This window comes from Brachybacterium sp. P6-10-X1 (assembly GCF_001969445.1).
Lineage (GTDB): Bacteria > Actinomycetota > Actinomycetes > Actinomycetales > Dermabacteraceae > Brachybacterium.
Map to the genome: position 1 here is coordinate 1054644 of NZ_CP017297.1, position 20757 is coordinate 1075400.

18 protein-coding genes are annotated in these 20757 nt (G+C 70.7%); 10 read left to right on the forward strand and 8 right to left on the reverse strand.

From position 1 onward, the window contains the following. The first annotated feature begins 102 nt into the window (after positions 1-102). Positions 103-894: a helix-turn-helix transcriptional regulator gene (locus BH708_RS04790; RefSeq protein ID WP_076807034.1), complete on the forward strand. Its 792-nt coding sequence runs from the start codon at positions 103-105 to the stop codon at positions 892-894. Positions 895-944: 50 nt separating this feature from the next. Here BH708_RS04790 and BH708_RS04795 read toward each other — a convergent pair whose 3' ends face one another. Together BH708_RS04795 and BH708_RS04800 are read right to left on the reverse strand one after the other, a co-directional pair. Beyond that, complete coding sequence (locus BH708_RS04795; RefSeq protein ID WP_076807035.1) at positions 945-1217, reverse strand: SHOCT domain-containing protein; 273 nt, start codon at positions 1215-1217, stop codon at positions 945-947. Positions 1218-1322: 105 nt separating this feature from the next. Further along, complete coding sequence (locus BH708_RS04800) at positions 1323-2513, reverse strand: sensor histidine kinase (RefSeq protein ID WP_157235751.1); 1191 nt, start codon at positions 2511-2513, stop codon at positions 1323-1325. Between the two features lie 129 nt (positions 2514-2642). Between BH708_RS04800 and BH708_RS04805 the strand changes: the two genes are divergently transcribed. Then, positions 2643-3293, forward strand: coding sequence for a response regulator transcription factor (locus BH708_RS04805; protein ID WP_076807039.1), 651 nt, complete (start codon positions 2643-2645; stop codon positions 3291-3293). A 30-nt stretch (positions 3294-3323) separates the two neighbouring features. Here BH708_RS04805 and BH708_RS19965 read toward each other — a convergent pair whose 3' ends face one another. After that, positions 3324-3584, reverse strand: a complete 261-nt coding sequence (locus BH708_RS19965; RefSeq protein ID WP_076807041.1) for a hypothetical protein — start codon at positions 3582-3584, stop codon at positions 3324-3326. Here BH708_RS19965 and BH708_RS19970 point away from each other — a divergent pair. Together BH708_RS19970 and BH708_RS04820 are read left to right on the forward strand one after the other, a co-directional pair. Next, positions 3579-3986, forward strand: coding sequence for a substrate-binding domain-containing protein (locus BH708_RS19970; protein ID WP_076807043.1), 408 nt, complete (start codon positions 3579-3581; stop codon positions 3984-3986). The genes BH708_RS19965 and BH708_RS19970 overlap by 6 nt on opposite strands. A gap of 92 nt (positions 3987-4078) precedes the next feature. After that, positions 4079-4579 carry a hypothetical protein gene (locus BH708_RS04820; RefSeq protein WP_076807045.1) on the forward strand — a complete coding sequence of 167 codons (501 nt, stop codon included), beginning with the start codon at positions 4079-4081 and terminating at the stop codon, positions 4577-4579. A gap of 122 nt (positions 4580-4701) precedes the next feature. Here BH708_RS04820 and BH708_RS04825 read toward each other — a convergent pair whose 3' ends face one another. Further along, positions 4702-5391, reverse strand: coding sequence for a DUF4352 domain-containing protein (locus BH708_RS04825; RefSeq protein ID WP_076807047.1), 690 nt, complete (start codon positions 5389-5391; stop codon positions 4702-4704). Between the two features lie 372 nt (positions 5392-5763). On the opposite strand from BH708_RS04825, the gene BH708_RS04830 reads away from it, so the two are divergent. Beyond that, complete coding sequence (locus BH708_RS04830; protein ID WP_083713293.1) at positions 5764-7770, forward strand: GMC oxidoreductase; 2007 nt, start codon at positions 5764-5766, stop codon at positions 7768-7770. Here the strand turns inward: BH708_RS04830 and BH708_RS04835 are convergent. Then, positions 7742-8350 carry a TetR/AcrR family transcriptional regulator gene (locus tag BH708_RS04835; RefSeq protein WP_076807050.1) on the reverse strand — a complete coding sequence of 203 codons (609 nt, stop codon included), beginning with the start codon at positions 8348-8350 and terminating at the stop codon, positions 7742-7744. The genes BH708_RS04830 and BH708_RS04835 overlap by 29 nt on opposite strands. A gap of 59 nt (positions 8351-8409) precedes the next feature. On the opposite strand from BH708_RS04835, the gene BH708_RS04840 reads away from it, so the two are divergent. Beyond that, on the forward strand, positions 8410-9411 hold the full coding sequence (locus BH708_RS04840; protein WP_076810811.1) for an alpha/beta fold hydrolase: 1002 nt from the start codon (positions 8410-8412) through the stop codon (positions 9409-9411). A gap of 35 nt (positions 9412-9446) precedes the next feature. Here the strand turns inward: BH708_RS04840 and BH708_RS04845 are convergent, their stop codons facing one another. Further along, positions 9447-10829 (reverse strand): short-chain fatty acid transporter, encoded by a 1383-nt coding sequence (locus tag BH708_RS04845; protein WP_076807052.1) that lies wholly within the window; start codon positions 10827-10829, stop codon positions 9447-9449. 234 nt (positions 10830-11063) lie between these two features. On the opposite strand from BH708_RS04845, the gene BH708_RS04850 reads away from it, so the two are divergent. Then, the gene (locus BH708_RS04850) at positions 11064-12632 is read left to right on the forward strand and encodes a DHA2 family efflux MFS transporter permease subunit (protein WP_076807054.1); all 1569 of its coding nucleotides are present in this window, start codon (positions 11064-11066) and stop codon (positions 12630-12632) included. A 206-nt stretch (positions 12633-12838) separates the two neighbouring features. Here BH708_RS04850 and BH708_RS04855 read toward each other — a convergent pair whose 3' ends face one another. Continuing rightward, positions 12839-14368 carry a polysaccharide pyruvyl transferase family protein gene (locus BH708_RS04855; protein ID WP_076810813.1) on the reverse strand — a complete coding sequence of 510 codons (1530 nt, stop codon included), beginning with the start codon at positions 14366-14368 and terminating at the stop codon, positions 12839-12841. 460 nt (positions 14369-14828) lie between these two features. Between BH708_RS04855 and BH708_RS04860 the strand changes: the two genes are divergently transcribed. Further along, complete coding sequence (locus tag BH708_RS04860; protein WP_076807055.1) at positions 14829-16610, forward strand: cytosine permease; 1782 nt, start codon at positions 14829-14831, stop codon at positions 16608-16610. A gap of 307 nt (positions 16611-16917) precedes the next feature. Here the strand turns inward: BH708_RS04860 and BH708_RS04865 are convergent, their stop codons facing one another. Then, on the reverse strand, positions 16918-17466 hold the full coding sequence (locus tag BH708_RS04865; RefSeq protein ID WP_076807057.1) for a dihydrofolate reductase family protein: 549 nt from the start codon (positions 17464-17466) through the stop codon (positions 16918-16920). A gap of 79 nt (positions 17467-17545) precedes the next feature. Between BH708_RS04865 and recQ the strand changes: the two genes are divergently transcribed. Next, a complete protein-coding gene (recQ, locus tag BH708_RS04870) occupies positions 17546-19438 on the forward strand; it encodes a DNA helicase RecQ (protein WP_083713868.1) in 1893 nt (630 codons plus the stop codon). A 255-nt stretch (positions 19439-19693) separates the two neighbouring features. Then, positions 19694-20710 (forward strand): hypothetical protein, encoded by a 1017-nt coding sequence (locus BH708_RS04875; RefSeq protein ID WP_253705477.1) that lies wholly within the window; start codon positions 19694-19696, stop codon positions 20708-20710. Positions 20711-20757 lie beyond the last annotated feature (47 nt).

Consider the following 20757-nt stretch of genomic DNA (forward strand, 5'->3'; position numbering starts at 1 on the left):
TCTCCTTCGACTCGGTGTCGCCAGGGTCACCGTTGCTGGTGTGCCGTGTCGATAACCTCCGAGGTCATGGAGCAGCTGCTCCGCGCTGGGTAGTATCGCGGGATGTCTGTGAGCCCTGCTGCAGCCGGCACCCTGATTCGCCGATGGCGCAGTCGGCGACGGCGCTCCCAGCTCGACGTCGCGGTCGCGGCGGGGGTCTCCACCCGGCATCTGAGCTACCTCGAGACCGGGCGCGCGACACCGAGCCGCCTCATGGTCGCCCGGCTGTGCGCGGAGCTGGAGGTTCCCCTTCGCGATCGCAATACCCTGCTGCTCGCTGCAGGGTTCGCTCCCGATCACACCGAACGTCCCCTGGACGACCTCGGCCCCGTGCGCGAGGCCGTCCAAGCGGTGCTGGATGGGCATGACCCCAATCCGGCTGTCGCGGTCAATGCGCGCTGGGAGGTGCTCGCCTCCAATCGGGCCATGACCACCATGTTGTCGGGATTGCCGAGGTCGATCGCCGGTCCACCGCTCAACATCCTTCGCGCCACCCTCCATCCGGACGGGATGCTGGGGCAGCTGCATGACCCGGCACGGTGGCGGGACGATGCACTCCGCCGCGCGAGGCGTCAGCACGAGCACACGGCCGATGCAGGCCTCGAGGCGCTGATCGCCGAGATCGAGCAGTACCCGATCCCCCAGTCCGGTGTCGACCATGACGGGCAGGCCGATGATCTGGTGATGCCCATGCGGCTGAGCACTCCGCTCGGTGAGCTTTCGCTGCTCTATGCCGTCACTGTGTTCGGGTCCCCGCGCGACATCACGACCGACGAGCTCGCCATCGAGACGTTCTTCCCGGCCGACGAAGCCACGCGAGCCCTGTTGCCCCTGTTGATCGACGACGGCGCCTGATCAGATCAGGACCAGGGCGCCGTGCCGTGGCACCAGGGAAAGCCGATCAGTCACTTCTTCTCGCGCAGCACCGCCCGGCGAGCGCGGAACTCGTCCTCGTCGATCTCCCCGGCCGCGTAGCGCTCGCCCAGTTTCGATTCGGCGTCGCGGCGCGGGCCCTCCGACCACCAGCGGCGACGACGGACAGCGCCGGTGATGAGGAACGCGGCGAGCAGCAGCAGGAGCAGCAGTGGGAAGAACGGGAAGAAGACGTGCGGACCGTTCCAGGCGGCGTCGCCGCCCGGGCCGCCGGCGGTGAGCTGGGTGAGGGTCTCGATGAACATGGTGTGATCCTTCCGATGGATGGTGACCCCACTCTGCGCCCGTCCGGCCCCGGTTCCATCGGCCCGTGGGCGGCACCTCGGCTACGTCGCCGGGCGCAGTCGCGGTCACGCCGGGAGCACGGCCTGCACCCGGAACCGGGAGCCGTCGGTCTCGACCTCCGCGGTGCCGCCGACATCGGCCGCACGGCGCCGGATCCCGGCGATGCCGAAGCCCTCCCGCACCTCCTCCCCCGGCTCCGCGGGGCTGACCACCGAGAGCTCTACTGCGCCGTCGAGGTAGGCCACGCGCACCTGCGCCCGGGGTTCCGCGGCATGCTTGACCACGTTGGTCAGCGACTCCTGCACGATCCGGTAGACGGCGACGCCGACCACCGAGGGCACGGCGCGCCGGGCTCCTGAGATCTCCAGCTCGACGTCGACCCCCGCGTCGCGCATCCGCGTGCACAGATCCTCGAGTCGGTCCAGCCCGGGGGTCGGCGCATGCGTCTCTGCCGAAGTGGCCTGCGGGCTCACCACGGCGAGAGTGGTGCGCAACTCGGCGAGCGCCTCGGCGCTGGCGCGGCTGATCACCTCGAGCGCCTCACGGGCCTGCGCGGGACGACGCTCCGCGACGTGCAGGGCGATGTCGGCCTGCATCTGGATGGCGGCGAGCCCGTGCCCCACCACGTCGTGCACCTCGGAGGCCAGGCGCAGACGCTCCGCATCCATCGCACTGCGCTGCGCGGCCTCGCGCCGACGGCTGCGGGTTTCGAGCACCTGGCGCCGGGCCAGGCCGATGCACCAGGGCACCACCACCCAGGCAGACAGCGGCAGTGCCTCCAGCAGTCCATCCAGCGGTGTGACGCTGACCGGCCCGTGGGCGAGCAGCACGAGGATCCCGAGACCGGCGGCGACTCCCGAGCGCGGCAGCGCCACCCGGCGAGCCAGCGAGAACGCTGTGATGGCGACGGTGACCAGGATCGGACCGTAGGGATTGCCGAGGGCGAGGTGGAGCGTGCTCGCCCCGGTCGAGAGTCCGATGGCGAGCAGCGGCCACCGCCGCAGGGCGACCGCCGCCACCGCGAGCACCGCCAGGAGGTATGCGGTGAGATCCGGTCCTTCCCCGGCGTCCCAGGTCCAGGGGCCGCCGCTCCCGTCGGCCGTGTGCTCGGGGCCATCCGGGCCAGGGCCACCGGTGCCGGACCCTCCCTCCGAGCCCCACCGACCGGTGACCGGCAGCGTACCGAGCACCAGCAGGCCCACGGGCAGGGCGAGCCACAGGTCCCGCAGCTGCGGCCGGCCGGGGTGCTCGATCATGGACACAGTCTGCCTCGGTGGCCCGGCAGCGGTCGCGGGCCCCCGCGCGTACGGGCAGCTGCGTCCCCGGACGTACGCACGCGCGGGCCGTCGCGCGGATACTGGGGAGCACCCGAGGGAAGGACCGCGATGATCCGTGTGCTGGCGGCCGACGACCAGGATCTGGTGCGGCTCGGTCTGCGCACCCTGCTGGAGGCCGAGGACGGCTTCGCTCTCGCCGGGGAGGCGGCCGACGGGCTGGCCGCCGTCGCCGAGACCGTGCAGACCGTGCCGGACGTGGTGCTGATGGACATCCGCATGCCCGGCATCGACGGGATCGAGGCGACGAGGCGGATCATCGCCCGCCCCGAGCTCGCGGAGGTGCGGGTGATCGTGCTGACCACCTTCGAGCGCGACGAGTACGTGTTCGAGGCCCTGCATGCCGGGGCCTCCGGCTTCCTGCTCAAGGACACCCCGCCCGTGGAGCTGATCGCGGCGATCCGCACCGTGGTCGACGGCGGGGCCCTGCTCGCCCCGAGCGTGACCCGCACCCTGATCGCGGAATTCGTCGCCGAGCAGCGCCGTCCCCTCTCCCCGCACCCGCGCCTCGCGGAGCTCACGGCACGGGAGAAAGAGGTGGTGGGTCTGGTCGCCGAGGGGCTGTCGAACCAGGAGATCGCCGAGCGCCTCGTGCTCAGCCCCGCCACCGCCCGCACCCACGTGAGCCGGGCGATGATCAAGCTCGGGGCCCGGGACCGGGCCCAGCTGGTGGTGTTCGCGTACCGGTCGGGGCTGGCGTGAGGCGTGCTGCCGACCCCGGATCACCGCGGTTCACGTCACGGGGATGAACACCCGCATCGTCCCGGCGCCGCCCTCGCCCCAGTCCCGGTAGGGCTGCAGCGTCACCCGGCGGGTGTCCTCCACGTCCGCCCCATCGGCCGCGTCCTCGCCGTAGGCCCAGGGCCGGTCCGAGGTGCGGCGCCGACCGACCGTCGCGAGCACCTCGCCGTCGGCCACCGTGAGCCCTGCATCCACGTCGATCACGGCCTGCTCGACATCGTCTCCGAAATCTGCCGATTCCAGGCAGTGCACGAGCGCAGATGCTCATGGCACGCGGGGTGGACGGGTTCATCTGCGTGGGCAGCAGCACCGACCGAGGCCTGGGGCCGACGAGCCGTGCGCGACCTGCTGACCAGCGGCACCGAGTTCAACGGACTGATCTGCGGCAACGACCAGATCGGCCGCGGCGCCCTGGATTCGCTGGCCCGCGCCGGCGTGCGGGTTCCCGAGGACGTGGCGGTGGTCAGCCACGACAACTGGGAGCTGCTGGCGACCCAGTGCACCCCGCAGCTGTCCACCGTCGACAACCGGTACCGGGAGCTGGGACGGATGGCCTCCCAGGCGCTGCTGCGCATGATGAACGGCGAGCGCGAGAGGGGCGTGGTCACATCGCCGTGCTCGCTGGTGGTGCGGGAATCCACGCTCGGGGCGTGAACAGTGCAGCGCCGTCGCCGGATACGGTGGCCGCTGAACAGCCCTGCGGCACGGAATCGCGAGGGAGAAGGACCTATCGTCCAGGAGGACCCATGCGCCGTCTCGTGCGCCGTCGGCACCGTCTCGCCCTGGCTCTGCTCGCCGTGGTGATCCCGCTGGGGTCCTGCGGCACCGGGACGGTTCCCGTTCCGGCCGACGAGGCGGCCGCGCACTATGACGATCTGGTCACCGAGCTCGAGGCGGCCCTCGCCGTCGACGGCACCGCCTGGGCGCTCGCGCCCGATACCCGCGAGGTCACGGCCGGTGAGGACGCCTGTCTGTTCACGCCCGGTACCTGGAGTCCCGAGACGCCGCTGCCGGAACCGGCCGACGACGAGGGCTGGACCCAGCGCATGCAGTCCGCGAACTCGGTGCTCAGCGGGTACGGGTTCGAGGAGATCGAGGAGGTCACCGAGGAGGGCTCGCGCACCGTGCTGCAGACCCAGGACGAGCACGGCGCCACGTTGAGCATGACCGCCGAGGGCCGGATCACGATCTGGGAGGCCGCCGTCGACGCGGATCCCTGCGCGGCGGAAGAGCTGCACCTGCGCTAAGGCCCGTCGACGATCCTGTCGGCGTACGCCCTGTCATCGCGACGACCGTGGCCACCTGATACGGACGAAGGGCAGGGAACCGGACATCCGGCTCCCCGCCCTTCCTCGTCGAGCACCCAAGATCAGGGAATCGCGACCTCGATCGGACCGTCGAAGGAGAACATCGGCTGGTAGCTCAGCGTTGTGACGTCCGTGCCAGCAGGCACGTCGTACACGACAACGCCCTCATAGGTGTTGCCGGGGTTGACCGTCTCGTAGACCGCGTAGTCATCCGGGAACGCCATCATCGCGTCTGACGACTCGCTGTACTCCGTGCCGTTCGCGCCGACGAGGGTCATCTCGCTGGAAGACAGATCGACCGACTCGCCGGAAGTGTTGGAGAACGAGTACTTGATGACCACGTACTCGCCCTGCGCCTGCGACCCGAAGTACTCGTCACCGACCTCCGTCGCACGCTCGACGCTCGAGATCGTCAGAGAGTACTTGGCGTCCTCAGCAGGCGCCTCCTCCTCGGCCGCCTCGTCCTCGGCCGCCGCCTCCCCGGCGGGGGCGTCTTCAGCCGCAGCGGCGACCTCGTCCTGCGCAGGAGCCGAGTCAGTGGAGGTGGAACCGCTCGATGCGATCACGGCGACGATCACGATGAGGATGACCAGGGCGATCAGGCCGCCGCATCCGAGAAGACCGAACTTCACGAAGCGGCCCTTCTTCTTGGGCTGCTGAGGGGCATAGCCCTGTGGGGGCTGACCGTAGCCGGGAGCAGGAGGCAGGGTCGAGTTCCCGGTGGCTTCGGGCGAGGGAGGAGGCGTGCTCATGGTGCGTGAACTCCATTCAGGCATGACGAATACACCCTGTGATGCGGATGCATCACAGGCGACTACAAAGAAGGGAGACTCTCTGGCGTCAGCCGTCGCTCTGCACACGGAATCCTGCAGTCAGCTCTTGCTTCTGGTCGGCGCCACACGGTGCTCTCCGGCCAGGAACGTCTCAGTGAACATTCTAGGACCCTTCAGGAATTCCGTACAGGCATCTAGTTGAACTGTTGCTGTCATGTCGGTCACGCGGTTCCGCGAGGGCTCCACCGCCGTGTCTGGTCAGCCCCACTCGCCCGCCGCCTACGCTGGGTGGATGGCGATGACTCTCCCCATGATCCCGATGCCGCTCGACCGCGCCGCAGGGAGCTGATCGTGCAGGACACCCCTGCCTCGACCTCCACCCGCGAGCACATCGCCCGCGCCCTCGACCCCACTCTGGCGACCGACGAGCTCATCGCCGAGCTGGCCGGGCGGCTGCAGGCCCTCGACGCCACCGCCCCCGTCGGCTGGACCGACGTCGTCGCGCGCCACTCCCCCGGCGACCCGGACTCCGAGCGGGACCTGCGCATCATCGTCGGCGATCTGCTCTACGAACACGGTCTCGCCCCCGACCGGGTCGGCCCCGCGCTCGCCCCGCACGTGCAGACCTGGTCGCCGCCGGCGCCGGAGACCCCCGCCCCGCTGCTGCTGGACCATGCCGCCTTCGCGACCCCGCCGTCCCTCGCCGAGCACTACGACGCGATCGTGATCGGCTCCGGCGCCGGCGGCGGGATCGCCGCGCAGACCCTCGCCGAGGACGGCCGCCGGATCCTCGTGGTCGAACGCGGTGAGCTGCCGGACCGGAGCCTGCTGCTCACCGACCACCTGCGCACCCCACGCTCGGCCTTGGGCCTGTTCCCCTGGTCCGGCCCCGGTCCCGAGGCCGAGCCACGCACGGTGAGCATCGGCGACGGTGCCGGGCGCGATGTGGTCGCGGGCGAGGGGCTGTGGGGCGACAATGCGATGACGCTCGGCGGCGGAACCCGCGTCTACGGCGCGCAGGCGTGGCGGTTCGGACCGCGGGACTTCGCGATGGCCGGCACCTACGGTGTCCCCGAGGGCAGCTCCCTGGCGGACTGGCCGATCCGCTACGAGACCCTCGAGCCGCATTACGCGCGCATCGAGCAGATGCTCGGCGTCAGCGGCGGCCCCTCGACCGACCCCTGGGAGGGGCCGCGCAGCAGCGAGCTGCCGATGGGGCCGCTGTCCCGCTCTCCACTCGGGCAGCGACTCGAGGCCGCTGCCGGACGCCTGGGGTTGGGCACCCAGCCGGTGCCGCTGCTGATCAACACCCGGGGGCGGGCCGGGCGGGCGGCCTGCGTGCGCTGCTCGCAGTGCGTGGGGTTGGACTGCCCCGTCGGCGCCCGCGCCGGCAGCCACAACACGACACTGCCCGCCGCGCTCGCCACCGGGAACGCGACCCTGCTGCCTGCCGCACAGGCCTCCCGGATCGACGTCGGGCCCGACGGGCGCGCGAGGGCGGTCGAGCTGGTCGGCGAGGAGGACGGGACGATCTGGCGGCGCCGGATCCGCACCGAGCTCGTGGTCCTCGCCGCCGGGGCGATCGAGAGCGCGCGACTGCTGCTGGACAGCGGCACCGACAACCATCCCGACGGCCTCGGCAACGACACCGACCAGGTGGGCCGGCACCTGCAGGGCCACGCCTACGGCGGGGCCAGCGCCCTGTTCGACGAGCAGGTCGTGGATCTGAAGGGGCCCGGGCCGGACATCTCCACGGCGGACTTCCGCCACGGCAACGACGGGATCCTGGGCGGGGGAATCCTCGCCGACGAATTCGTGCCCACCCCGGCCGACACCCAGCGGGCCCTGCGTCGCAACGGCCTCGTCGATCCCACCGCCCCCGTCGGCTCCCCCGCGATGGAACGGGCGATGCTGCGCCTGGGCACCGTCGTCGGCCCCATCCAGGAGGTCACCACCGCGGACTCCCGCGTGCGGATCGACCGCAGCCGCCGCGACCGGTTCGGGAGGGCGATCGTGCACCTGTCCGGCAGCCTGCACGCCGAGGACCTGCGCGGACGCGACATGCTCTCGACCCGCGCCGCCGAATGGCTGGCCGAGGCCGGCGCGGCGCAGGTGCGGCAGATGCCGCCGCTGCGCGGACTCACCCCACCCAGCAACGGGCAGCACCAAGCCGGGACCTGCCGGATGGGGACGGACCCGGCACGCTCCGTGGTCGACCCCGACGGCCACGTGTGGGGGCATCCGAACATCGTCGTCGCCGACGGCTCCACCCACGTCACCAACGGGGGCGCAAACCCGGTCCTGACGATCTACGCCAACGCGCTGCGGATCAGCGAGGGCGTGACGCGGGCGGGCTGAGGAGCGTCGTCGCGACCGCAGCGGCCAGCTGCTCGGCCGCGTCAGCGCTGTCGTAGGCCGGATCGGTCTGCTGCTCACGCACGATCGCATCGATGGCGCCGCCGATGGCGAGGGCCGCAGTGCGCAGATCCTCGGCCGGCGGGAGTCCCCGAGCCTCCCGCGCCTGCTCCAGCAGATGGGCAAGAGGCCCCCAGCGCTCCTGCGAGTCCCTGGGGATGCCGAGCTCGATGATCGCCTCGGACGCCACCCGGATGTGCTTCGGGTGCTCGCGGAAGTACCCGACCATCGCGGTGACGTACGCGGAGGGGCGATCCGCCGCATCGGCCGACTCCACGGCGTCCCCCACCACCGCGACCATCGAGGTCAGCACCTGCTCGTGGGCGGCACCGAGCAGCTGCGCGACGGAGCCGATGTGGTGGACCACGCTGGCCTTGCTGAGTCCCGCCCTCTGCGCGACCTGGCTCAGGGTCGCCGCGCCGTATCCCTGCTCTCCGATCAGCTCGATGGCGATGGCCACCAGCTGCTCGCGACGCGGTGCGGCGGCGCCCGGCGGACGACCCGGGCCTCTCGTGGTTGACATGACGGTTAATCTACCTCATGGACGATTACTTCTCGAACGTCGGCCGAAGGGATCCGGACATGACCGAGCACGCACCCCCGCGACGACCTCGCCGAGCACGTCGGCGGCGCATCGTCCTCGTCGCGGCTCTCGCCGGCGCGCTCCTGGGGGGATACGCCCTCGGCTCCGCGAAGGCGGCACCCATCGGGCACTGGCGCTCCACCGAGGGGCGTGCTGCGTACCTCGAGGCCTACGACACGGCGTTCGCCGATCTCCCCGAGCCCGCGGATACCCACGACGTGCGCACCGACTACGGCGTGGTGCGCGTGTACCGCTTCGCGGGCGACGGCGATGCCGAACTGCCGCTGGTGCTCCTGCCCGGGACCGCCTCGGGCATGCCCGTCCTGGCCGACAACCTGCCCTCTCTGCTGGAGGTCGGCGACGTCTACGCGATGGACCTGCTCGGCGAACCCGGCCGGAGCATCCAGGACCGGCCCATCACCTCGGACGCGGACAAGGCCGCCTGGCTGCACCAGGCGCTCGAGGCCCTGCCCGAGGATCGGTTCCACCTGCTCGGACTCTCGATCGGCGGGTGGACTGCGACCAATCTGGCCCTCCACCACGACGAGCATCTGGCGAGTCTGATCACCCTCGACGCGATCCAGACCTACGACGACATCCCGCTGGGCACCGTCGCACGGTCGATCCCGGCCGCCTTTCCCTGGATGCCGAAGGCGTGGCGCGATTCCTTCTCCTCCTACACGGCCGGTGGCGCATCCGTCGAGGACGTCCCGGTGGCGACCATGATCGAGTCCGGCATGCAGAACTACCGCATGGCTCAGCCGCAGCCCACCCGGATCACGCCCGAGCAGCTGGCCACGCTCGAGCAGCCGGTGCTCGCGATCCTCGCCGGGCGGTCGGTCATGCACGATCCCGAGGAGGCCGCCGCGACCGCCCGCTCCACCCTGTCCGACGCGCGGGTCGAGGTCTTCCCCGACGCCTCCCACGCCATCAACGGCGAGTACCCCGAGGAGATCGCCGCCCTCGTCGACGACTTCACCACCGAGGTCGAGGCCCGCTGAGCGCGAGGCGGCGTCCGAACCGCCCCGGCGACCGCTCAGAGCGAGACGACCAGCAGCGTGCCCGCGAACACCAGTCCGGAGGCGATCAGCACGATCGTGGTGTAGCCGAGGATGTCGCGCATCTTCAAGCCCGCGATGGCCAGCAGCGGGAGCGCCCAGAAGGGCTGGATCATGTTGGTCCACTGGTCGCCGTAGGAGACCGCCATGATGGTGATGGAGGGGTCCACGCCGAGCTCGGCGCCGGCGCTGAGCATGATCGGGCCCTGCACCGCGAACTGCCCGCCGCCGGAGGGGACGAAGAAGTTCACCAGGCCCGCCGCGAGGAACGCGAACAGGCCGAAGGTGCTCGTCGTGGAGATCGAGACGAAGGCGTCGGAGAAGACCTGCACCAGCCCGGAGCCGACCATCATCCCCAGGATCCCGGCATACAGCGGGAACTGCAGCAGGATCTCGCCCACGTTGGAGGCGGCGTTCTTGGTCAGGTGGATCAGCTCGAAGGGGTTCTTCACCAGCAGCAGGATCAGGGCGAGGAAGGACCAGTTCACGGTGTCCAGGGTCAGCGTGCCGCCGCGGCCGAAGTGCAGCACCAGGTATGCCACCAGCGCGAGTCCGGTCAGACCGGTCACGAGGCGGCTGGCATCGAGGCGGTCCGCCGGGGTGACGACCTCCTCCTGGCCGTCCTCCACTACCTCGCGGGCATCCGTCTCCAGTTCCTTGACCGTGTCGCCGCGCCGCGGGGCCACCAGGAACAGGGCGAGGGCGACCACCAGGATGGTCACCGTGGCGGCGATCATGTTCCATCCGGAGAACACGGTCTCGGTGATCGGGAGCGGCTGTCCGCCGAGCGGCTCCATCAGGAAGGAGCCCTCGGTGGCGGCGGTCAGCGGACCGGAGGCCGAGTAGCCCATGTGCCAGACCACGAACCCGCCGAAACCGGCGGCCACCAGCATCGGGAAGTGCAGCCTCAGCCCGCGTTCGCGGCCGTGGTAGGCGACCTCCCGGGCCAGCAGGCCGCCGACCACGAGGCCGAGGCCCCACGTGATGAGGGAGGCGACCGCGGCGACCACGAACACGAACACGTACGCGGCCGGCTCGGTTCTCGGGATCGAGGCGAGGAGGGCCAGGAACTTCCGCACCGGCCCGGTATTGGCGAGCATGTGCCCCAGCAGCAGGATCAGCGCCATCTGGGTCATGAAGGCCAGCAACCCCGCCAACCCGTCGCCCCAGGCCACGATCAGATCACCCGGGCCGGTGGGCGTCAGGAGCAGGCCGAGGATCGCCACGATGACGGTCAGGACGATGGAGAACACCAGGGCGGAGGGGATGTACCGCTCCACCACGTGGTTCAGAGGGCGCATGGCGCGTGAGATCGCCGTGCCCTCCGTGCGGGTGCTGGGGGTTTCGGGCGCGCTGGACATACGGGAGCTCCTCAGGACGCGGGGGCCGGTCCGCACGACGCTGTGCCGGCAGCGGGCCCCCGAGGGGACGTGACCCCTGCCACCCTAGGTGACCCGTGACCCGACGTGGCCGACGACGGACGGCCGTGGCCCGCCAGGGCGAACTCCCGCGCGGGACGGCCGACGCGGCCCTCGGGAGTACCCTGCACCCGATCGTTCCCGCCGGAGCGCTGCCCGCCGTGACGAAGGGTTCGCATGCCCGCCGATCAGTCCTCCCCCGCTCCCCGTGCGCTCGGGGCCGACGACCCGCGCCTGGCCCGGCCCTGGCCCGCGCTGTGGTCGATCGTGCTGGGGTTCTTCATGATCCTGGTGGACACCACCATCGTCACCGTCGCGATCCCCCGCATGCAGGCCGACCTCGGCACCGACCTCGCCTCCCTGCTGTGGGTGACCAGCGCCTACCTGCTCGCCTACGCGGTGCCGCTGCTGATCACCGGACGTCTCGGGGACCGGCTCGGGATGAAGACGATGTACATGGCGGGCCTGGCGGTGTTCACGGCCGCGAGCCTGTGGTGCGGGCTCTCCGGAAGCGTCGAGATGCTGATCGTGGCCCGCGTCGTCCAGGGCCTGGGCGCCGGGATGATGACGCCGCAGACGATGTCCATGATCACGCGGATGTTCGCGCCGAAGGACCGTGGGCAGGCTCTCGCGCTGTGGGGCGCGACCGCCGGGGTGGCCACCCTGGTGGGTCCCATCGCCGGCGGCCTGCTGGTGGACGGGCCGGGCTGGGAGTGGATCTTCTTCGTCAACCTCCCCGTCGGCGTGATCGGACTGCTGCTGGCCGCGCGGAACGTGCCCCGCTTCTCGCGGCGCGTGCACTCCTTCGACTGGTTCGGTGTGGTGCTCTCCGCGGCCGGGCTGTTCCTGCTCGTGTTCGGCATCCAGGAGGGCAACAGCTACGACTGGGGCCAGATCACCGACTCCCTGCAGATCGGCCCGCTGGAGACCCACCTGCCGATCAGCGTGCCCGGGCTGATCATCGCCGGGATCCTCGTCATGGCCGCCTTCCTCGTCTGGCAGGCGCTGAACCGGCGCGAGCCGCTGGTGCCCCTGTCGCTGTTCCGCGACCGCAACTTCTGCATCGCGAACATCGCGATCGCCATGATGGGCGCGACGGTGCTGACACTGTCCTTCCCCATCACCCTGTACTTCCAGCGGGTCCTGGGCATGTCCCCCACCGAGGCGGCGCTGATGACTGCCCCGATGGCCGTGGTCTCCCTGGTCCTCGCCCCGGTGGTCGGCAAGAACATGACCCGGTACAACCCCCGCTGGATGGCCGTGGGCGGCTTCGCCTCGCTGGCCGCCGGGTTGGTCTGGCTCTCCGCCCTGATGTCGCCTGAGGCCTCGATCGTGCTGCTGCTGGTGCCCTTCGTGCTGGTGGGGCTCGGCAACGCGCTGATCTGGGGGCCGCTGTCGCTGACGGCCACACGGAACCTGCCGCCCTCGCAGGCCGGCGCCGGCTCCGGGGTGTACAACGAGACCCGTCAGGTCGGGTCGGTGCTCGGTGCGGCCGGGATCGCGACGGTCATGAACGACCGCATCACCGCCCGGATCAGCGAGGCCGTCGGCGGCTCGGGCAGGGCGATGCCGTCCGGCGGCGAGGGCTCCTCGAGCGCGGACCTGCCGCCGCTGCTGTACGAGCCCTTCGCCGCGGCGATGGCCGACGCGATGCTGCTGCCGGTGGCGTTGTCGCTGGTGGGCGTGGTCGCCGCCTTCTTCATCGGCAGACCGGTGGACACGGGGGCGTGGGCGAAGGACGCCTGAGATCGGGCTCGGCATCACTGCGGGCACGGGTTCCTGGAGCGCCCCCCATGTCCACGAAGTCCGGACCCACGAGGGTCGGGTCGATCCCGTGCAGCGTCAGCAGGTTGCCGACCGCCTCGGGGAGACCGGTGACCGCCTACGTCGACGCGCTGTCCCTGAACGTCGCCCCACCGGTCTCGCCTCCTCCGAGATGCGTCATCTGCGGCTCAGCGCTTCTGACGAGACCGGGAGACGGCGTCCTTGAGGCGCGTCGGGATCCGCAGTGCCCGCTGCGAACGATCCGTCGCCTCGTGGGTCAGTCGCGAGACCTTCGCCAGGCGCTTGTCCAGGGTGGCCAGTCGGGATTCGGCCTCCGTCGCACGCGTCTCCGCGGCGTCGGCGCGCCGCTGCTCCTGCCCGAGACGCCGCTCGACCTCCTCCAGACGGCGCCCCAGCTGGGCGATCTGCTCCTGGCTCTTCGTGTGCCGGGAGGCGGCCTCCCGGCGGATCGCGGCCTGGGTCTTCTTCCGCCGGACGTCGCGGTCCTGCAGCACGGCGTGCCGCTGCGTCGCCTCCGGGGACTCCCCGATCCACGTCGGCCGGACCGCGGGCGGGAAGGACATCTCCGCGACCCGCTGCTCGTAGTCGGCGCGGGCCGATTCCTGCCCCGGGTCGTAGATGTGCTCGAAGCCGTTCTCGTGCAGGAAGGAGCTCAGCGTCTCGAACCGTTCGACATGTCCTCGGTTGAACTCCGTGAAGTCCACCTGGGAGTACAGCTCCTGCACCGAGTGCGGCATGTGCTCGCTGCCGCGGACCAGGTACGGGATGCCGTGGTACTGCGCCAGCTCGAGGGTGCGCGAGTCGTGGGCGAGCATTACACCGGGGGTTCCGGCCAGCACGGCGGCGATGTTGCCGTGGGCCCGCGCCCCGAAGGAGAACGCCATCTGTCCCAGCCGGTCGATCCACGGATACGCGTCGATGTACATCTCGGCCTGCGCCGCGGTGAACTGCGGATGGGACCGCTCCAGCGGCAGCCGGGGATCGTCGGCTTCGTACGGCGAGGTCGCCCAGAGCATGAGCTCCAGGGTGCCGTGCTCCTGCGCGATGTAGGTGGCCCGGTAGTGGCGCTCCGCGTCCGCGATGAGATCGCCGCCGAAAGGGTCCTTGGTCTCCAGGTTGTAGGCGAGCGGTGCCCCGGGAGCGAGGGTCTCGGGCACCTCCACCCGGTGTCCGGGCCCGTGGAGGGTCAGCGAGGGGCACCCCACGACCACCACGTCGTGGAACCCGAGGGAGCGCAGATACTCGGCGGTCATCTCGCCGCGCACCGTCAGCGCGCTGGAACCGCTGAGGACCGCCCGGGCGAACCGCGTGATCGTGGGCTCCATCGCCTTCAGCGCGGAAGGGTCCCCGTCCAGGGGCAGCTGCGCCCCGCCGGAGAGCATCACGAAGGGGATGGTGAGCCGCTCGAGGAAGTCGGCGGTCCGCCGCAGATGGTCCTCGAAATCCGGGCGGAAGCAGTTGGCCAGCGGCAGGATGAACCCGCCGTACTCGGCATTGACCTGCTCCGCCATCTTCCCGGTGATGCGATAGTGGTTCGCCTCGACCACGGTGTCCTGGGTCGAGAAGAGCTTGTGGGAGGCGGCCCCGTAGATGAGGTTGCCGCTGTTGGTGCCGAGCCAGTTGTGATCGAGCGTGTGGAAGGCGTCGACCACGTCGAACGGCGTCTTGCCGAGTCGCATCAGATACCGCTTCGTCACGGATGTCACCGTCTTCGTTCTCGGGCCGGGGAGCGGCCGCGGCGGGCGATCGCGAGACGGACCGGCCGGGTCCTTCGCCGCGGCTGTGCGACGAGGGCTCCGCGGGCGGGGAGCTCGCCATGGAGTGCCCCGACTCTATCGGGGACAGCGTCCCGCGGGAGCGGTGGGCGCGGGCCCGAGGCCACGATCCGGTCTCGTCTCCCCTGCGACGGGAGAGGGAGCGGGATCGATGAGGATCCGTCCCGGTTGCGATACATCGATCCTCCGGCCGAGGTCCTCGAGCTCGTCGATCACGTCCGCGACCGACCGCTCGGAAGGATGCGCCTGCCTGGTCCGGCCCGTCAGCGGTTTCGCCGCGATACCGACCTGCACCTGCGTGCACGGCTCGCCGTCCCTCGGGCAGGCCCGGGTACGGTCGACGGTGAAACGGACAGATCCCGGAAACGCTGAGGGGAACGTCATGTCGGTTAAGACCGCAGCCGAGGCCGATCGACGGATCGCCGGGATGGACTCCGAGCAGCTCCCGGCCGGCGAGCACGAGCTGCACGGACCGGGACACTTCGCCGGGCTGTACGCCGCCGAGAACGTCGCGGGCACGGAATTCGTCTTCGGCGCGACCTTCGTCATCCTCGGCGCCGGGATCTGGGACGTCATCATCGGTCTGGCCGTCGGCAACCTGCTCGCGGTGCTGACCTACCGTTTCATCACCGCCCCGATCGCCACGCGGACCCGGATGAGCGTCTACACCTTCCTCGACCGGGCCGCCGGACGCACGACGTCCACGCTGTACAACGGCCTGAACGCCGTGGTGTTCGCCGTCATCTCCGCGGCCATGATCACCGTCTCGGCGACCGCGCTGCGCCTGATCTTCGATTTCCCCGCGCAGAAGGAGGCGTACCCCACCAGCGTGGGTTTCATCGTCCTCGCGATCGTCTTCGGGGCCGTGGCCGTGCTCGTGGCGGCGTTCGGCTTCAACGCGCTCGCCGAGTTCGCGAGCATCTGCGGACCGTGGCTGATGGTCATGTTCGCCACCGGCGGGATCGTGCTCGTGCCCAGGGCCGCCGACGAGGCCCTCGGAACCACCGCGCTGTCGGGATGGAGCGATGTCATCACGATCGGCGGCGACACCGTCTTCACGGGCAGGACGCCGGACGGCGCGGAAGGCATCGGCCTGCTGGGGGTCATCGGGTACGCCTGGGCCGCGAACTCGTTCGCCCATGCCGGGCTCATCGACATGTCACTGCTGCGGTACGCGAAGAAGAGTTGGTACGGCTACATGTCTGCCACCGGCATGTTCCTCGGCCATTACATGGCCTGGGTATCGGCCGGCTTCATGGGGGCGGCGACCGCTGCGATCACGATGAAGAGCATCACCGTGCTCGAACCGGGTCAGGTCGCTCTCCAGGCACTCGGGTACGCCGGCTTCGCCGTCGTCATCGTCGGCGGGTGGACGACGGCCAACGCCAACCTGTATCGGGCCGGGCTGGCCGGACAAGGCGTCTTCCCCCGGTTCTCGCGGCCGAAGGTCACGCTCATCATCGGTGGTCTCGTCGTGGTCGCGGCCGTCTTCCCGTTCATCTATCGCGGCTATTTGAACCTGGTGACCTACGCCGGGATCGCCCTCGTGCCGATCGGCGGGATCCTCTTCGCCGAGTACTGGCTGCTGCCGAGGCTCGGGATGACGAGATACTGGGCGCGCTACAAGGGGGTTCAGAACGCCCCTTCGCTGCTGGCCTGGGGGATCCCGCTGGCCCTCGCCGCCGTGGTCCTCATCGTGGGGCTCGCGCCCGTGTACTTCCTCTTCCCACCCGTCTGGGTGCTCAGCGTGGTCCTCTACGTCCTGTTCGCCAGGATGATGGGAGCCGCTGAGAGCTACCCCGACGGTGAGGCCGACGACGAGCTCTTCGCCGAGCGGGTGGACGTGTTCCACGCCCAGCAGGCCCGCGATGCCCATACCGACGTGGACACGAGGGATCGCAGGACGCTGACCCGCGTGCTGAAGGTGGTCTGGATCGTCGACCTCGCGGTGATCGCGGCGGGCGCGCTCGTCGTCCTGCTCGCCAGCGCGGACGTCACGGCCTACGAAGCACATCGGGATCGGTTCTTCGTGATCGCCGCGGTCGGGACCGTCATCTACTTCCTCGCCGCCTACGGGGAGCTGCGCCGACGCACGGCCCACACCAAACGCACGCTGGCGCGGCACGCCGACTCCTCCCCCGCGGGGAGTCGCTCCACCGGCTGACCCGGAGGGCGCGCCGGCGCAGCGCATGCCGGGCTCACACGCGACCCGGTGGCTCTCTGCGAGGGCGGAGGACGGGGCCGCGACCCCGTCCTCGCCGGTCGACGATCAGCTCACTCGACCTTCTGGAGGTCGGAGAAGGTGATGATGTAATCCGGTGAGACGCCCGACATTCGACGGCACCCGCCCAGGGCAGTGGGCCGGCTCATCTGCCGCGACTCGAGGTGACCGACGGTCCTCCCTCGCCTCGGGTTCTGTCATGCCGTCGATCACTCGGCGCCGCACGCGTCCTGCGTCGTCTGCTCCCGTCCTACCGGGCGGGGGCGTATGTCAGCACCACGGCGCCCGAGTTGAGCTCCGAGCGCTCCGTCAGCTCCAGGTCCAGGGGCTCGGACAGTCCGGCGAACAGCGCCGGGCCGTGTCCGGCGATCCGCGGATGGATCAGGAACTCGTACTCGTCGATCAGGCCGAGCTCCGCGAGGGCGAGCGGAAGGGTCACGCCGCCGGTGAGCAGGCCCTCCCCCGGCGCCTCCTTGAGTTCGCGGACCGCCGTGGCGAGGTCCCCTCGCAGGAGCTGGGAGTTCCAGTCGACCTGGGTCAGGGTGCCGGAGACGACGTACTTCTGGGCGGCGTCGATCGTGCGGGCGAAGGGCCCGACCCACTCCGGGAACACCCCCGGCTCCAGCGGCAGGCGCCAAGCCTCCTCCATCATCTGGTACGTGACCCGACCGAACAGCAGGGCGTCGGCGCGCGCGAGGTTCTCGGCGTGATGGCGATGCATCTGCTCGTCCGGCTCCACCGCCCGGTGGTCGCAGCAGCCGTCGACGGTGACGTTGATGGAGTACCGCAGGGGTCTCATCTCCGGAAGTCTACGCGCCCGTCCACCGCCGTCCCCGCTCGGTCGCCGCCCGTCGGCCGACCCGAATACAGTGGCCACCATGGATGCCTCGCCCGCCGCCGACCCGATCTCTGCGCTCCGCGAGGGCGATGTCGAGCAGACCGACCGCGCCCTGGCGATCCTCTCGACGGTGTTCGGCTACGACTCCTTCCGTGGAGACCAGCGAGCGATCATCGACCAGGTCGCCGGCGGCGGGGACGCCGTGGTGCTCATGCCCACCGGCGGCGGCAAGTCGCTGTGCTATCAGGTCCCAGCGCTGCTGCGGCAGGGCACCGGCATCGTCATCTCTCCGCTGATCGCGCTGATGGCGGACCAGGTCGCCGCGCTCGAGGCCGTCGGCATCCGAGCCGCGGCCCTGAACTCCACGCTCGAGCTCCACGAGGTCCAGGCCGTCGAGCAGCAGCTGCTGGCCGGGGAGCTGGACCTGCTGTACATGGCTCCGGAGCGCCTCGTGCTGCCGCGCACCCTCGATCTCCTGCGCCGCGCCGAGCTCTCCCTGGTCGCGATCGACGAGGCCCACTGCGTCTCCCAATGGGGCCACGACTTCCGGCCCGACTACCTGGGGCTGTCGGTGCTGGCCGAGGCCTTTCCCACCGTCCCGCGGATCGCGCTGACCGCCACCGCCACCCAGGCCACGCATCGCGAGCTCACCGAGCGACTGCGCCTTCAGGAGGCGGAGCACTTCGTCTCCAGCTTCGACCGCCCCAACATCCAGTACCGCATCGAGCCGAAGGCCTCCCCCCGCGAGCAGCTGCTGCGGCTGATCACCACCGAGCACGAGGGCGAGTCCGGGATCGTCTACTGCCTATCGCGCAAGTCCGTGGAGACCACCGCCGCCTGGCTCTCGGACCGCGGCATCGCCGCCCTGCCCTACCACGCGGGCCTCGACGCGAACGTGCGCCGGGACCACCAGGAGCGGTTCCTGCGCGCCGAGGGCCTGATCATCGTCGCGACGATCGCCTTCGGCATGGGCATCGACAAGCCCGACGTCCGCTTCGTCGCCCACCTCGACCTGCCCAAGTCCATCGAGGGCTACTACCAGGAGACCGGGCGGGCCGGTCGCGACGGGCAGCCCTCGACGGCCTGGCTGGCCTTCGGTCTCGGCGATGTGGTCAATCTGCGCAAGTTCATCGACTCCGGCGAGGGGTCCGAGCAGTTCAAGCGCAATGCCCGCACGCACCTCGATGCGATGCTCGCCCTGTGCGAGACGGTCTCCTGTCGCCGGGCGCAGCTGCTGCGCTACTTCGGTCAGGAGATGGAGACCGACGCCTGCGGCAACTGCGACATCTGCCTGAACCCGCCCGAGACCTGGGACGCGACGGTCGCGGCGCAGAAGCTGCTGTCGGCGCTGATCCGCCTGGACCGCGAGCGGGGCCAGAAGTTCGGCTCCGGCCAGGTGATCGAGGTGCTGCTGGGTCGGGAGAACGAGCGCTCGCGCCAGTCCCGGCACGAGGAGCTGAGCGTGTGGGGCATCGGTGACGAGCTCACGGAGAAGCAGTGGCGCTCCGCGCTGCGCCAGCTGGTGGCCCGCGGCATCGTCGAACCCCAGGGGGATTACGGGGTCCTGACTCCCGGCCCTGCCTCCGGCCCGGTGCTGCGCAGCGACGAGACCGTCGAGCTCGCCGTGGACCGATCCCCTGCCAAGGCCACCCGGTCCCGCGGCGGCCGCGGCGGGGGCGGCGGCTCACGGGCGGCCGACGGGCTCGAGATCGCCGAGCGCGAGCGGTTCGAAGCGCTGCGCAGCTGGCGCACCGCCGTCGCGAAGGAGAAGCAGATCGCCCCCTACATGGTCTTCTCCGACGCCACCCTGGTCGGCATCGTCCAGACCAGGCCGGATTCGGTCGCGGCGCTCGGCACCGTCAGCGGCGTCGGTGCCAAGAAGCTCACCGAGTACGGCGAGGACGTGCTCGAGGTGCTCGCCGACCAGGGCTGAGCGCTCCGCGCCGTCGGGGATCCGGTCCTCGCGGCGAGGTCGGCCCGGTCGCGATGCTCACGGCCGTGCTCGAGAGGGTCTCAGCTCGGTCACGGCCTCGCGTCCCTCCCGGTGAACGCGGACACCTGCCGATAACCTGGCCGCTGCGACCCGCACACCAGGGGATCCCGGGGGAGAATCATGACGTTCCAGCCAGCAGGCCCAGCGACGCCGCAGGGCCCGACGCCACCGCAGGACCCCGGTCCGCGGCGGACGATGAGCACCGGGAAGATCATCGCGCTGGTGGGCGGGGGTCTCCTCGTCCTGATCGCCGTGCTCGTGGTGATCGCGCTGGTGATCGTCTTCGCCGTGCGAGCGGTCTCCGCCGGTTCCGGGCCCACGGCCGAGGAGCAGGCCACCTCGCTGGTCACCGACTACATGAGCGCGCTGGAGGGCGGCGAGGTCGCCACCGCGCTCGAGCTGATGCCGATGAGCTCCTCGCAGGACGCGACGGAACTGTCCGAGGAGGCGTACGCCGCGGCCCTCGAGGCCGCTCCGGTCGCCGACATCACCGTGCACGAGCCCGTGCTGGACGGTGAGGACCCGATGGACGGGTCCGTCACGGTCGACTACACCGTCGGCGGTGAGGCGACGAGCGCGGAGTTCAGCGTCGCCGACTACGACCAGGACGAGACCTGGGAGCTGGTCCCGTCCATCGCCACGGCCACCCTCCCCGCCACCCTGAACGGCCTCGGCGTCACCCTGAACGGGGTCGAGCTGGAGGACGAGGCACGCATCCGCCTGCTGCCCGGTGCCTATCAGGCAGCCCTCTCCAGCTCGTACTTCACCCTCTCGAGCGAGGACCCGCTGCTGATCACCAGCTCGGTGCCCGAGGTGACGTGGCCGGAGCCGATGCTGAACGACGACGGGCTGACCGCCTTCCGCGGCGCCGTGCAGGAGGCGGCCGAGCTGTGCTTGGCGCAGAAGACCCTCGAGGCGGGCTGCGGGATCGGCACGCTGCCGTCGACCAGCAGCGACGGCTGGACGATGACCGACGGCACGGTGGAGCGGACCATGCCCGAGGACACCCAGCGCGCCATCGACACGATGGAGCCCACCCCGTCCGGCGACGAGCCCACGTATGTCCAGGGCGATGTGGTCGGCAGCATCGACACCACCATGGAATGCACCAAGGACGGGCAGACGGGCATCTGCGAGATGTGGCTCGGCGGCGGGATGAGCATCCCGAACGTCGACATGGCCGATCCCGAGCTGCCGGTCACCTGGAGCTGAACGGCGCTCCACGGTGAACAGCGCCTCGTCCGTCACACCCGTGCGGG